Origin of the sequence: Agrococcus sp. Marseille-Q4369 (assembly GCF_018308945.1) — a bacterium.
Taxonomy (GTDB): domain Bacteria; phylum Actinomycetota; class Actinomycetes; order Actinomycetales; family Microbacteriaceae; genus Agrococcus.
In genome coordinates, this window is sequence record NZ_CP070501.1 from 423,937 (window position 1) to 436,269 (window position 12,333).

14 protein-coding genes are annotated in these 12,333 nt (G+C 75.1%); all 14 read left to right on the plus strand.

Going from position 1 to position 12,333, the window contains the following annotated elements; genetic code table 11:
• Nucleotides 1–51: 51 nt before the first annotated feature.
• Nucleotides 52–312 (plus strand): DNA-directed RNA polymerase subunit omega, encoded by a 261-nt coding sequence (rpoZ, locus tag JSQ78_RS02240; RefSeq protein ID WP_211449073.1) that lies wholly within the window; start codon nucleotides 52–54, stop codon nucleotides 310–312.
• Entirely contained in the window at nucleotides 312–1,520 is a 1,209-nt protein-coding gene (coaBC, locus tag JSQ78_RS02245; RefSeq protein WP_211449075.1) for a bifunctional phosphopantothenoylcysteine decarboxylase/phosphopantothenate--cysteine ligase CoaBC, read from the plus strand. Before rpoZ ends, coaBC begins: the two co-directional genes overlap by 1 nt.
• Nucleotides 1,517–2,719: a methionine adenosyltransferase gene (gene metK, locus JSQ78_RS02250; RefSeq protein ID WP_211449077.1), complete on the plus strand. Its 1,203-nt coding sequence runs from the start codon at nucleotides 1,517–1,519 to the stop codon at nucleotides 2,717–2,719. The genes coaBC and metK overlap by 4 nt, the downstream gene beginning before the upstream one ends.
• Before the next feature lie 4 nt (nucleotides 2,720–2,723).
• Nucleotides 2,724–4,679 carry a primosomal protein N' family DNA-binding protein gene (locus JSQ78_RS02255; RefSeq protein WP_211449079.1) on the plus strand — a complete coding sequence of 652 codons (1,956 nt, stop codon included), beginning with the start codon at nucleotides 2,724–2,726 and terminating at the stop codon, nucleotides 4,677–4,679.
• Nucleotides 4,680–4,704: 25 nt separating this feature from the next.
• Nucleotides 4,705–5,637 carry a methionyl-tRNA formyltransferase gene (locus JSQ78_RS02260; protein WP_211449080.1) on the plus strand — a complete coding sequence of 311 codons (933 nt, stop codon included), beginning with the start codon at nucleotides 4,705–4,707 and terminating at the stop codon, nucleotides 5,635–5,637.
• Nucleotides 5,634–6,971, plus strand: a complete 1,338-nt coding sequence (locus JSQ78_RS02265; protein ID WP_211449082.1) for an RsmB/NOP family class I SAM-dependent RNA methyltransferase — start codon at nucleotides 5,634–5,636, stop codon at nucleotides 6,969–6,971. Before JSQ78_RS02260 ends, JSQ78_RS02265 begins: the two co-directional genes overlap by 4 nt.
• A 50-nt stretch (nucleotides 6,972–7,021) precedes the next feature.
• Nucleotides 7,022–7,678 (plus strand): ribulose-phosphate 3-epimerase, encoded by a 657-nt coding sequence (gene rpe / locus JSQ78_RS02270; protein ID WP_211449084.1) that lies wholly within the window; start codon nucleotides 7,022–7,024, stop codon nucleotides 7,676–7,678.
• Complete coding sequence (locus JSQ78_RS02275) at nucleotides 7,675–7,938, plus strand: phosphoribosyl-ATP diphosphatase (RefSeq protein ID WP_021009239.1); 264 nt, start codon at nucleotides 7,675–7,677, stop codon at nucleotides 7,936–7,938. Before rpe ends, JSQ78_RS02275 begins: the two co-directional genes overlap by 4 nt.
• A gap of 36 nt (nucleotides 7,939–7,974) precedes the next feature.
• The gene (hisG, locus tag JSQ78_RS02280) at nucleotides 7,975–8,829 is read left to right on the plus strand and encodes an ATP phosphoribosyltransferase (RefSeq protein ID WP_211449086.1); all 855 of its coding nucleotides are present in this window, start codon (nucleotides 7,975–7,977) and stop codon (nucleotides 8,827–8,829) included.
• Between the two features lie 10 nt (nucleotides 8,830–8,839).
• The gene (gene hisF / locus JSQ78_RS02285; protein WP_211449088.1) at nucleotides 8,840–9,598 is read left to right on the plus strand and encodes an imidazole glycerol phosphate synthase subunit HisF; all 759 of its coding nucleotides are present in this window, start codon (nucleotides 8,840–8,842) and stop codon (nucleotides 9,596–9,598) included.
• Nucleotides 9,599–9,609: 11 nt separating this feature from the next.
• Complete coding sequence (gene hisI, locus JSQ78_RS02290; protein WP_249295827.1) at nucleotides 9,610–9,951, plus strand: phosphoribosyl-AMP cyclohydrolase; 342 nt, start codon at nucleotides 9,610–9,612, stop codon at nucleotides 9,949–9,951.
• Nucleotides 9,948–11,471: an anthranilate synthase component I gene (locus JSQ78_RS02295; RefSeq protein WP_211449091.1), complete on the plus strand. Its 1,524-nt coding sequence runs from the start codon at nucleotides 9,948–9,950 to the stop codon at nucleotides 11,469–11,471. The genes hisI and JSQ78_RS02295 overlap by 4 nt, the downstream gene beginning before the upstream one ends.
• Nucleotides 11,468–12,013, plus strand: coding sequence for a Trp biosynthesis-associated membrane protein (locus JSQ78_RS02300; protein ID WP_211449093.1), 546 nt, complete (start codon nucleotides 11,468–11,470; stop codon nucleotides 12,011–12,013). The genes JSQ78_RS02295 and JSQ78_RS02300 overlap by 4 nt, the downstream gene beginning before the upstream one ends.
• A gap of 101 nt (nucleotides 12,014–12,114) precedes the next feature.
• A complete protein-coding gene (locus JSQ78_RS02305; RefSeq protein WP_026373775.1) occupies nucleotides 12,115–12,333 on the plus strand; it encodes a DUF6704 family protein in 219 nt (72 codons plus the stop codon).

Here is a 12,333-nt window from a genome sequence, read left to right on the forward strand (position 1 = left end):
CGCGGGGCGACCCCGCGCATCCGTCACCGTCCACAGCCGCAGGAGGCACGCATGGCCACGCAGGGCATCATCAACCCGCCGATCGACGAAGTGCTCGACAAGGTCGACTCGAAGTACCAGCTCGTGATCTTCGCCGCGAAGCGCGCTCGCCAGATCAACGACTACTACACCGACATCCACGAGGGTTCGATGTTCGACAACGTCGGGCCGCTCGTCGACTCGACGATCGAGGACAAGCCGCTCTCGGTCGCGCTGCACGAGATCCACCAGGACAAGCTCGTCCTGACCAAGGACGAGACCGCGCAGGGCTGATGCGCGTCGTCGTCGGGATCTCCGGCGGCATCGCCGCCTACAAGGCCGCGCTCGCCATCCGCGAGCTCGTGAAGGCGGGCCACGACGTGCACGTCGTGCCGACCGCGTCGGCGCTGCGCTTCATCGGGCGCCCGACGCTCGAGGCGCTCAGCCGCAACCCCGTCACCGACGAGGTCTTCGACGACGTCGCCGCCGTGCGCCACGTCGCGCTCGGCCAGTCCGCCGACCTCATCGTCATCCTGCCCGCGACCGCGAACACGCTCGCGAAGCTCGCGACCGGGCTCGCCGACGACCTGCTCGGCACGACGGTGCTCGCCTCGCGCGCGCCGCTCGTGCTCGCCCCCGCGATGCACACCGAGATGTGGGAGCAGCCCGCGGTGCAGGCGAACGTGCGCACCCTCGCCGAGCGCGGCGCGACGATCGTCGGCCCCGTCGCCGGTGCGCTCACCGGCAGCGACGAGGGCTTCGGCCGCATGGCCGAGCCCGCCGACGTCGTCGCCGCGGCGCTCGAGGTCGCGGGGCGCTCCGCCGCGCTCGCTGGCCGCTCGGTCGTCGTCTCCGCCGGCGGCACGCGCGAGCCGATCGATCCCGTGCGCTTCCTCGGCAACCGCTCGAGCGGCGCGATGGGCGTCGCCCTCGCGAGCGCAGCGCGCGCGGCGGGCGCGACCGTGACGCTCGTGGGCGCGAACCTGCACGTGCCGGTGCCCGCGGGCATCGAGCTCGTCGAGGTCGAGACGACGGCGCAGCTGCGCGAGGCGATGCTCGAGCGCGCGAGCGCCGACGTCGTCGTGATGGCCGCGGCCGTCGCCGACTACCGCGTGCGCGGCGCCTCCGACGAGAAGCGCTCGAAGGAGTCGTGGGGCGACGCGCCCACGATCGAGCTCGAGCTCAACCCCGACATCCTCGCCGAGCTCGCGAGCCTGCCGCGCGAGAGCCTGCTCGTCGGCTTCGGCGCCGAGACCGAGGCCGACGACGCCGCGCTCCTCGAGCGCGGCCGCGCGAAGCTCGCGCGGAAGGGCGCCGACCTGCTTGTGCTCAATCGCGTCGGGCACGAGGAGGGCTTCGGCGCGGTCGAGACGCGCGTGCGCGTGCTCGACGCCGACGGCGTCGTGGCGGATGCGTCGGGGCAGAAGGCGTCAGTGGCCCGCGCGATCATCGATTGCGTCGCGGAGCGACTCGCGAGCGGATCGAGCAAGGAGCACGAGTGAGCAGCAGTCCAGGCAGCCTTCGGCTGTTCACGTCGGAGTCGGTGACCGAGGGCCACCCCGACAAGATCTCGGACCAGATCTCCGACGCGATCCTCGACGCGATGCTCGCCCAGGACCCGGAGGCGCGCGTCGCGGTCGAGACGCTCGTCACGACCGGCCTCGTGCACGTCGCGGGCGAGGTGCGCACGACGGGCTACGTCGACATCGCCTCGGTCGTGCGCAAGGTCATCGTCGACATCGGCTACGACTCGAGCGAGGTCTCGTTCGACGGCAACTCGTGCGGCGTGACGGTCTCGATCGGCGAGCAGAGCCCCGAGATCGCCACGGGCGTCGACACGGCGGTCGAGGCGCGGGGCGGCTCGGTCGACCCGCTCGACCGCGACGGCGCCGGCGACCAGGGCATCATGTTCGGCTTCGCGACCGACGAGACGCCGACGCTCATGCCGGCGACGGCGTGGGCCGCGCACCGGCTCGCCGAGCGGCTCGCGCGCGCGCGCCGCGACGCCTCGATCCCGTTCCTCCGCCCCGACGGCAAGACGCAGGTGACGATCGGCTACGACGGCTTCACGCCCGTCTCGGTCGACACCGTCCTCGTCTCCACCCAGCACGCGCCCGGGGTCACGAACGACGAGATCCGCGACGCCGTCGTCGAGCACGTCATCGACCCGGTCGTGGCCGAGCTCGGCCTCGACGCGAGCGGCATGCGCGCGATCGTCAACCCATCCGGCTCGTTCCTCACCGGCGGACCGAAGGGCGACGCGGGCCTCACGGGCCGCAAGATCATCGTCGACACCTACGGCGGGGCCGCGCGCCACGGCGGCGGCGCGTTCAGCGGCAAGGACCCGTCGAAGGTCGACCGCTCGGCCGCCTACGCGCTGCGCTGGGTCGCGAAGAACGCCGTCGCGGCGGGGCTCGCGAAGCGGCTCGAGGTGCAGGCGGCGTACGCGATCGGCATGGCGCAGCCCGTCGGCCTCTACGTCGAGTCGTTCGGCACGGGCGTCATCGACGACCTCGCGATCGGCGAGGCGATCCAGCGGGTCTTCGACCTCCGGCCCGGCGCGATCGTGCGCGACCTCGACCTCCGGCGGCCGAAGTACCGCCAGACCGCCGCCTACGGCCACTTCGGGCGCGAGCTGCCGGAGTTCACGTGGGAGCGGCTCGACCGCGTCGACGCGCTGCGCGCCGCCGCGGGGCTGTGAGGCCTTGAGCCCCGCGCCCGCCTTCGCGCGGGTCGTCGTCGACTCGCGGCTGCCGCAGCTCGACCGGCTCTTCGAGTACCGCGTGCCGCCCGGGCTCGCGGGCGTCGCGCCGGGCGTGCGCGTGCGCGTGCCGCTCCGGAACGAGCGCGAGGCGTCGGGCTACGTCGTCGAGGTGACGGATGCGCGCGATTGGGAGGGCGAGGTCGCCGACGTCGCGCACGTCGTCTCGACCGTGCCGGTGCTGCAGCCCGAGGTGTGGGCGCTCGCGCGCGCGGTCGCCGACCGCGCCGCCGGGGGAGCGGCGGACGTGCTGCGCGTCGCGATCCCCGGCCGCCAGGCGCGCGTCGAGAAGGCGTGGCTCGCGCGCGACCCGGAGGCCCGCCCGGCGCTCCCGGCGCTCCCGGCGCTCGCCGACGCGTCCGTCGTGCTGCCGGGACTCGTCGAGGGCCGACGGCGCGTCGCGCTCGAGTGCGCGGGCGGCGTCGCCGAGGTCGTCGACGGCGACGGCGACGGCACCGCGTGGATCGGCCGGTGGGCGGTCGCGCTCGCCGCGCTCGCCCGGCAGGCGCTCGAGCGTGGCGAGCAGGCGATCCTCGTCGTGCCCGACCACCGCGAGCAGCGGCAGCTGCGGCTCGCGCTCGTCGCGGCGGTCGGCGAGGAGCGGGTCGTCGAGCTCGACGCGCGGCAGAAGAACCCCGAGCGGTACCGCGCGTTCCTCCGCTGCCTCGACGACGAGCCGGTCGCGATCATCGGCCCGCGCTCGGCCGTCTACGCGCCCGCGAAGCGGCTCGGGCTCCTCGCGGTGTGGGAGGACGGCGACCCGCTGCTCGCCGAGCCGCTCGCCCCCGGCGTCCATGCGCGCGACGCCGCGCTCGTGCGGCAGGCGCAATCGGGCTGCGCACTCGTGCTCGCGGGCCACGCGCGCTCGACCGATGCCGAGCGGCTCGTCGAGGTCGGCTTCCTCGAGCACGAGCGCGTGGGGGAGCACCGCGTGCGCGTGCTGCCCGCCGCGCTCGCCGACGACGGCCGCCGCGTGCCCGCCGCGGCGTTCGCGGCCGCGCGCGAGGGGCTGCAGCACGGGCCGGTGCTCGTGCAGGTCGCGCGGCCCGGGCACGCGCCGGGCCTCGCGTGCGGCGATTGCGGCGCGCGCGCCCGCTGCCGAGCGTGCGGTGGCCCGCTGGGCGTGCGCTCGCGCGGCTCCGCGCCCGCGTGCCGGCTCTGCGGGCGGCTCGCGGCCGCGTGGTCGTGCCCGTCGTGCAGCGGCACGCGGATGCGGGAGGTGGGCCGCGGCTCGAGCCGCGTCGCCGAGGAGCTCGGTCGCGCGGTGCCGGGGATCCCGGTCGCGGTCGCCGACGGGGAGCACGAGCGGCTCGCGGTCGACGCGCGACCCCGCATCGTCGTCGCGACGCGCGGCGCCGAGCCGATCGCCGAGGGCGGCTACCGCGCGGTGCTGCTGCTCGACGGCGACTCGCTGCTCGCGCGGGAGGGCCTCCGCGTCGCCGAGGAGGCCGTCCGGCAGTGGGCGACGGCGCGCGCGCTCGCCGCCGACGGCGCGAGCGTCGTGCTCGCGGGCGTCATGGGGCCAGCGGCCGCCGCGATCACGGGAGCGACGACCGTGCCGTTCGCGAAGGCCGAGCTCGCCGAGCGCCGGGCGCTGCGGTTCCCGCCCGCCGTGCGCACCGCATCCGTCGTCGGGCACCCCGACGCGGTCGCCGAGGCGCTCGAGGCGCTGGGCGGCATCGAGCACCTCGACGTGCTGGGCCCCGTGCCCGCTGCGGATGCGCGCCCCGGGGAGCAGCTCGAGCGCGCGATCGCGCGCTTCGCCTACGCCGACGGGGCACGCGTCGCGAGCGTCGTGCGGGCCCGCGTGCTCGCCGCCGCCCGCCGCCCGGCCCGCCCCGGCGCGCCCGCGAGGCTCCGCATCCGGTTGGATGATCACGAGCCCTTCGACGGCCTGTAGCGCCGTCATCCGAGTGAGGAACGTCATGCGCATCGTCTTCGCCGGCAGCCCCGCCGCCGCCGTGCCCAGCCTCGAGGCCCTCGCGGCCGAGCACGAGATCGCCGCGGTCGTCACGCGCGCAGCGTCGCCGCAAGGCAGGAAGCGCGTGCTCACGCCGACGCCGGTCGCGGCGCGAGCCGCCGAGCTCGGCCTCGACGTCATCGAGGCGAACCGGCTCGACGCGGAAGCGACCGAGCGGATCGCGGTGCTCGAGCCCGAGCTCGCCGCGGTCGTCGCCTACGGCGGCCTCGTGCGCGAGCCGCTCCTGTCGCTGCCGCAGCACGGCTGGATCAACCTGCACTTCTCGGTGCTGCCCGACTACCGCGGCGCCGCGCCCGTGCAGCGCGCGCTCATCGACGGCCGGAGCTCCACGGGCGTGAGCGTGTTCCGGCTCGTCGAGGAGCTCGACGCTGGGCCGCTCGTGCGCGTGCGCGAGGTCGGCATCCCCGACGGCGCGACGGCGGGCGAGCTGCTCGCCGAGCTCGCGGCGCTCGGGGCGACCGAGCTCGCCGAGGCCGTGCGCGAGATCGAGGCCGGCACCGCGAGCTTCACCGAGCAGGTCGGCTCGCCGTCGCTCGCGCCGAAGCTCGCGCTCGCCGACGGCGCGCTCGACCTGACGGGCCCGGCACCCGCCGTGCTGAGCCGCTGGCGCGGCGTCACGCCCGAGCCGGGCGCGCACGGCACCGTCGACGGCCAGCGGGTGAAGCTGCTCGCGCTCGCGCGATCGGGCGCCGAGCCGGTGCCGCCCGGGCACGCCACGATCGCCGGCCGCGCCGCGGTCGTCGGCACCGGGAGCGCGCCGCTCGAGCTCGTCGAGGTGCAGCCGGCGGGGAAGCGCCCCATGCCCGGCGTCGACTGGCTGCGAGGCCGCGGCGGCACCGCCGCCTTCGAGCTCGCGCCCGCGGAGGCCGGCCGATGAGCGCCCGGCTCGTCGCGCGCGACGTCGTGCTCGCGGTCGACCGCGACGACGCGTACGCCAACCTGCTGCTGCCCGCGCGCATCCGCGAAGCCGGCCTGAGCCCCGCCGATGCGGGCTTCGCGACCGAGCTCGCCTACGGCACGCTCCGCTGGCAAGGGCAGCACGATGCGCTCATCGCCGACGCGGCGGGCCGCCCCGTCGACGAGATCGACGCCGAGACGCTCGCGACGCTCCGCATCGGCTCCCACCAGCTCAGCCGCATGCGCGTGCCGGCGCACGCCGCCGTGCACGAGACGGTCGCCCTGCTCGGCCGCCGCAACAAGGGGCGGCTCGGCTTCGCCAACGCGGTGCTGCGCCGCCTCTCGGAGGAGCCGTGGGAGCAGCGCCTCGCCCGCATCGCCGAGCGGCTCGGAGCCGACGAGCGGCTCGCACTCGAGTCGTCGCACCCGGCGTGGGTGCTGCGCGCGCTGCGGCGCTCGCTCGACCGCGAGGGCGCCACGGACGAGCTCGAGTCGCTCCTCGCGGCCGACAACGAGCCGCCGGCCGTGCAGCTCGTCGCGCTCCCCGGGCTCGCCGACCCTGCCGAGCTCGACCTCGCGCCGACCGCGAGCCCGCTCGGTCGCGTCGCGCCCGGCGGCGACCCCGCGCGAGTGCCGCAGGTCGCCGACGGCTCGTGGCGCGTGCAGGACGCGGGCAGCCAGCTCGCGGCGCTCACCCTCACCCGCGCCCGGCCCGTCGCGGCGGGGGAGCGCTGGCTCGACCTGTGCGCGGGACCCGGTGGCAAGGCGGCGCTGCTCGCGGCCGAGGCCGCGGTGCACGGCGCGCGGCTCGAGGCGAACGAGGTCGCGCCGCATCGCGCGAAGCTCGTGCGCGACGCGGTCCGGTCGATCGACCCGCGCCCCGACGTCGTCGTCGGCGACGGCCGCCGCTACGGCCGCGGGGAGACCGAGGGCGCCTTCGACCGCGTGCTGCTCGACGCGCCGTGCACGGGCCTCGGTGCGCTGCGCCGACGCCCGGAGGCGCGGTGGCGCAAGCAGCCGACCGACGTGCCGGAGCTCGCCGCCCTCCAGGTCGAGCTGCTCGAGGCCGCCGCGCGTGCCGTGCGCCCCGGCGGGCTCGTCGCCTACGTCACGTGCTCGCCGCACCTGGCCGAGACGCGCGCGGTCGTCGAGCGCGCATCCGCCCTCGGCCTCGAGCCGGTGCCCACGCGCGAGGTCGTCGCGACGCTCTCGCCCGGCATCACGCTCGGCGACACCGGCGAGGCCGTGCAGCTCTGGCCGCACCGGAACGGCACCGACGCGATGTTCATCCAGCTGCTGACGCCCTCGCGCTAGCGCACGAGGGAGCCCGCCTCGCCGCTCACGGGGCGGATAGGGTGGCGGGCATGGTCAGGATCCACCCCAGCATCCTGTCGGCCGACTTCGTCAACCTCGAGCGCGACCTCGATCGCATCCGAGACGCCGACGGCGTGCACGTCGACGTCATGGACGCGCACTTCGTGCCCAACCTCACGTTCGGGCTGCCGATGGTCCAGCGCATCACCGAGGTGACGGAGCTGCCCATCGACGTGCACCTCATGATCGACGACCCCGACACGTGGGCGCCCGAGTACGCCATCCGCGGCGTCGAGTCGGTCACCTTCCACGCCGAGGCGACGAACGACGGCGTCGCGCTCGCGCGCGAGCTGCGGGCGCGCGGCACGCGGGCGGCGATCGCCCTCAAGCCGGGCACCGCGGTCGACGCCGTGCTTGAGCACCTCGCCGAGTTCGACATGGTGCTCGTCATGACCGTCGAGCCCGGCTTCGGCGGTCAGTCGTTCATGGCCGACATGATGCCGAAGCTCGTCGAGCTGCGAGCTCGCGCCGACGAGGCCGGCATCGAGCTCGCGCTGCAGGTCGACGGCGGCATCACCGCCGACACGCTGCCGATCGCGGCGGCCGCCGGCGCCGACGTCTTCGTGGCCGGCTCGGCCGTCTACGGGCACGACGACGTGGCCGCGCGCATCGCCGCGCTCCGCGACGCCGGTAGCCTGGAGGCGTGAAGACCTTCGACGAGCTGTACGCCGAGCTCGAGCAGACGCTCGCCGAGCGCCGACCGGGCTCCGGCACGGTCGCGGCGGTCGACGCCGGCGTCCACGAGATCGGCAAGAAGATCGTCGAGGAGGCGGCCGAGGTCTGGATGGCCGCCGAGCACGAGAGCGACGAGGACGCGGCGATCGAGATCTCGCAGCTGCTCTACCACCTCCAGGTGCTCATGCTCGCGAAGGGCATCTCGCTGCAGGACGTGTACCGACATCTCTGACGCGCCGTCCGCTGACCGTCAGACCTGGAGGAACCCATGCTGAAGATCGCCGTGCCCAACAAGGGCTCGCTCGCCGAGACGGCCGCCCAGATGCTCGACGAGGCCGGATACCGCGGCCGCCGCGACGGCAAGGAGCTCATCGTCGTCGACGCGCGCAACGAGGTCGAGTTCTTCTTCCTCCGCCCGCGCGACATCGCGACCTACGTCGGCTCGGGCGCGCTCGACGTCGGCATCACGGGTCGCGACCTGCTGCTCGACTCCGGCTCGCCCGCGCTCGAGGTCGAGGGCCTGGGCTTCGCGCGCTCGACGTTCCGCTTCGCGGGTCCCGCCGGCCGCTTCGGCGATGCGCGCGACCTCGCGGGCATGCGCGTCGCATCCTCCTACACGGGCCTCGTCGAGCGGCACCTCGCCCAGCACGGCGTCACCGCCGAGCTCGTGCGGCTCGACGGCGCGGTCGAGTCGGCCGTGCGGCTCGGCGTCGCGGATGCGGTGGCCGACGTCGTCGAGACCGGTGCGACCCTGCGGGCCCAGGGCCTCGAGGTCTTCGGCGAGCCGATCCTCGTGAGCGAGGCGGTGCTCATCACGAACGACGAGGGGGAGCACGGCACCGACAAGCCCGGGCTCTCGACGCTCAAGCGGCGTCTCGACGGCGTCATCGTCGCGCGCGACTTCGTGCTCGTCGACTACGACGTCCAGCGCTCGCGCCTCGACGCGGCGATCGGCGTCGCGAGCGGCTTCGAGAGCGCGACCGTGAGCCCGCTGCACGACCCGGACTGGGTCGCCGTGCGCGTCATGGTGCGCAGCCAGGAGACGAACCAGATCATGGACGCCCTCGCTGACGTCGGCGCGCGCGCGATCATCGTCACGAACATCCACGCCGCCCGCATCTAGGAGGACCGCCGTGCTCGCCACCCGCGTCATCCCGTGCCTCGACGTCGCCCACGGGCGCGTCGTGAAGGGCGTGCGCTTCCAGGGGCTCACCGACCAGGGCGACCCGGTCGAGCTCGCCGCCCGCTACGCCGAGCAGGGGGCCGACGAGTTGACGTTCCTCGACGTCAAGGCGACGGTCGAGGACGCCGGCACGATGCTCGAGGTCGTCGAGCGGTGCGCGGAGCAGGTCTTCATCCCGCTCACCGTGGGCGGTGGCGTGCGCAGCCGCGACGACGTCGCGCGGCTGCTCGCGCACGGGGCCGACAAGGTCGGCGTCAACTCCGCGGCGATCCGCTACCCCGAGCTCATCGACCGCATCGTGGCCGACTTCGGCTCGCAGGTGCTCGTGCTCTCGCTCGACGTGCGCCGCTCGCCCGAGACGCCCTCCGGCTTCGAGGTGACGACGCACGGGGGCTCGCGCGGCGCGGGCCTCGACGCGCTCGAGTGGGCCGCAGAGGGTGTTCGCCGCGGCGTCGGCGAGCTGCTCGTCAACTCGATCGACGCCGACGGCACGAAGGACGGCTTCGACCTCGAGCTCACGCGCGCGGTGCGGCGCGTCGCGACGTGCCCGATCATCGCGTCGGGCGGCGCGGGGGAGCCGGCCGACTTCGCGCCCGCCGTCGCCGCCGGCGCCGACGCCGTGCTCGCCGCGAGCATCTTCCACAGCGGCCAGTGCACGATCGGCGAGGTCAAGGCCGCGATGCGAGAGGCAGGGGTGACGGTGCGATGAACAGCGGTGCGATGAGCGAGCTGCCCGAGCTCAAGAAGGACGCCGACGGGCTCGTCGCGGCGGTCGTCCAGGACGACGCGACGGGCGACGTGCTCATGGTGGGCTACATGGACGACGAGGCGCTCCGCCGCACGGCGACCGAGGGCCGCGTGACGTTCTGGTCGCGCTCCAGGCAGGAGTACTGGCGGAAGGGCGACACCTCCGGCAACATCCAGGTGCCGCGCTCGATCGCGATCGACTGCGACGGCGACGCGCTCCTCATCCGCGTCGACCAGTCGGGCCCCGCGTGCCACACGGGCGCGCGATCGTGCTTCTTCACGCCGGTGCCCGTGACCGTCGAGGCGCAGTCGTGACGCTCGGCTCCACGACCCGCGAGGCGTTCGACGCGCTCCTGCCCGACCACCGCATCGTGCCGGTCGTGCGCGAGGTCTTCCTCGACGCCGAGACGCCGGTCGGCGTCTACCGCCGCGTCGCCGCCGGCCGACCCGGGTCGTTCCTGCTCGAGTCGGCCGAGCAGGGCGTCTGGAACCGCTACTCGTTCGTCGGCGTCGAGGCGTTCGGCCTCCTCACCGCCGATCGCGGCCGCGTCGAGTGGCGCTCCGCGTCGCTGAGCGCCGAGCGGCTGCTCGGCGACGACCTGGAGCGCAGCGGCCTCGACACGATCGAGCACGTGCTGCGCCGCTGGGCGACACCCCGCATCGAGGGGCTCCCTCGCCTCACGAGCGGCATGATCGGCCACATCGGCTGGGAGGCCGTGCGCGAGCTCGAGCACCTCCCCGACGCTCCGGAGCGCGACGTCGACGTGCCCGCGATCGCGATGGCGCTCACGGCGACGCTCGTCGTGCTCGACCACCGCACCGGCGCCGCCCACCTCGTCGCGAACGTCGTCAACGACGGGGTGGAGGGGCCGGATGCGCTGTGGCTCGACGCGCAGTCCCGGCTCGACGCGCTCGAGGCCGCCCTCGCCCGCGTCGAGCCCGGCTCGGTCGCCGCGATCGACCGGGACGCCGAGCCGGCCCCGAGCGCGCGCGTCGACGCCGAGGCGTTCCGCGCGATGGTCGAGCGCTCGAAGCGCCACATCGTCGACGGCGACGTCTTCCAGGTGGTGCTCTCGGCGCGCTTCGACCTGGAGACCTCGGCCGACCCGCTCGAGGTCTACCGCGTGCTGCGCATGCTCAACCCCTCGCCCTACCTCTACCTGCTCGCGCTCGAGGACGCCGATGGCGGCTCGTACGCCGTCGTCGGATCGAGCCCCGAGGCCCTCGTGACCGTGCACGAGGGGCGCGCGACGATGCATCCGATCGCCGGCAGCCGCCCGCGCGGCGCCGACGCCGCCGCCGACCGCGACCTCGGCGACGAGCTGCTCGCCGACCCGAAGGAGCGCAGCGAGCACGTCATGCTCGTCGACCTCGCGCGCAACGACCTCGCGAAGGTGTGCGTGCCCGGCAGCGTCGCGGTCACCGAGCTCATGGCGATCGAGCGCTTCAGCCACATCATGCACATCGTCTCGACGGTCGAGGGGCGGATGCGCGACGACGCGAGCGCGCTCGACGCGTTCCGCGCGACCTTCCCCGCCGGCACGCTCTCGGGCGCACCGAAGCCGCGCGCGCTCGAGATCATCGACGAGCTCGAGCCCGCGCAGCGCGGCGTGTACGGCGGCGTGGTCGGCTGGCTCGACTTCGCGGGCGACGCCGACCTCGCGATCGCGATCCGCACGGTGACGATGCGCGACGGCGTCGCGCACGTGCAGTCGGGCGCCGGGCTCGTCGCCGACAGCGACCCGGAGAGCGAGCTCCAGGAGGTGCGGAGCAAGGCGGCCGCGCCGCTGCGCGCCGTGGCGGTCGCGAGCACGATGCGAGGGCTCGGCGCGTGAGGCGCGGCCGGCTCGTCGCGGTGCTCGCGCTGCTCGCGGCGGGCGGGCTCGGGCTGCTCGCCGCGACGCAGCCGTGGGCGAGCGCGTCGCTCGTGGACGGCCGCGAGCTCGCCGTCCCCGGCCAGGACCTCGCGGGCGGCCTCTCGATCCTCTCGCTCGCGATCGTCGCGCTCGCGCTCGTGCTGCCCATCTCGAGCCTCGCGTGGCGCTTCGCGCTCGGCGTGCTCGCCGTGCTGCTCGGCGCGCTGACCGCGGTGCACGCGCTCGCCTCGCGAGCCGGGATCCCGGCAGCGGTCGAGGCCCTCGTCGCCGACGCCACGGGCCTCGCCGGCACGGCGCAGGGCGCCGAGATCGCGAGCCTCGCCGAGGGTCCGTGGCCGATCGTCGGGGCCGCCGCCGGCCTCGTCGCGATCGCCGGCGGGCTCGTCGCGCTCGTGACCGCCCGCCGCTGGCCCGAGCGCGCGCGCCGCGCGGAGCGCTACGAGCGCGGCACGGGCCTCGCGTGGGACGTCATGGACGACGGCGAGGACCCGACTCGATAGACTCGAGGGGTGCGGGCGCGCGAGCGCGCCCGGAAGACCGACCAAGGAGCATCGTGAGCGCACGCAAGGGCATCAGCGATCAGCATGCAGCTGATCACGGGATCGCGGAGTACGAGGCGTCGTTCGTCGACCCCGGCCACGGCAACTCGCGAGCCGCGTGGACGAGCGTCATCGTCATGATCCTCGCGTTCACGCTCGGCACGCTCTTCTTCTTCCTCGACATGCCCGCGCTCGTGTGGGCGAGCGCCGGCCTGCTCGTCATCGGCATCCTCCTCTGGCCCATCCTCGCGAAGGCCGGCTTCGGGGCGAAGGACCACTGA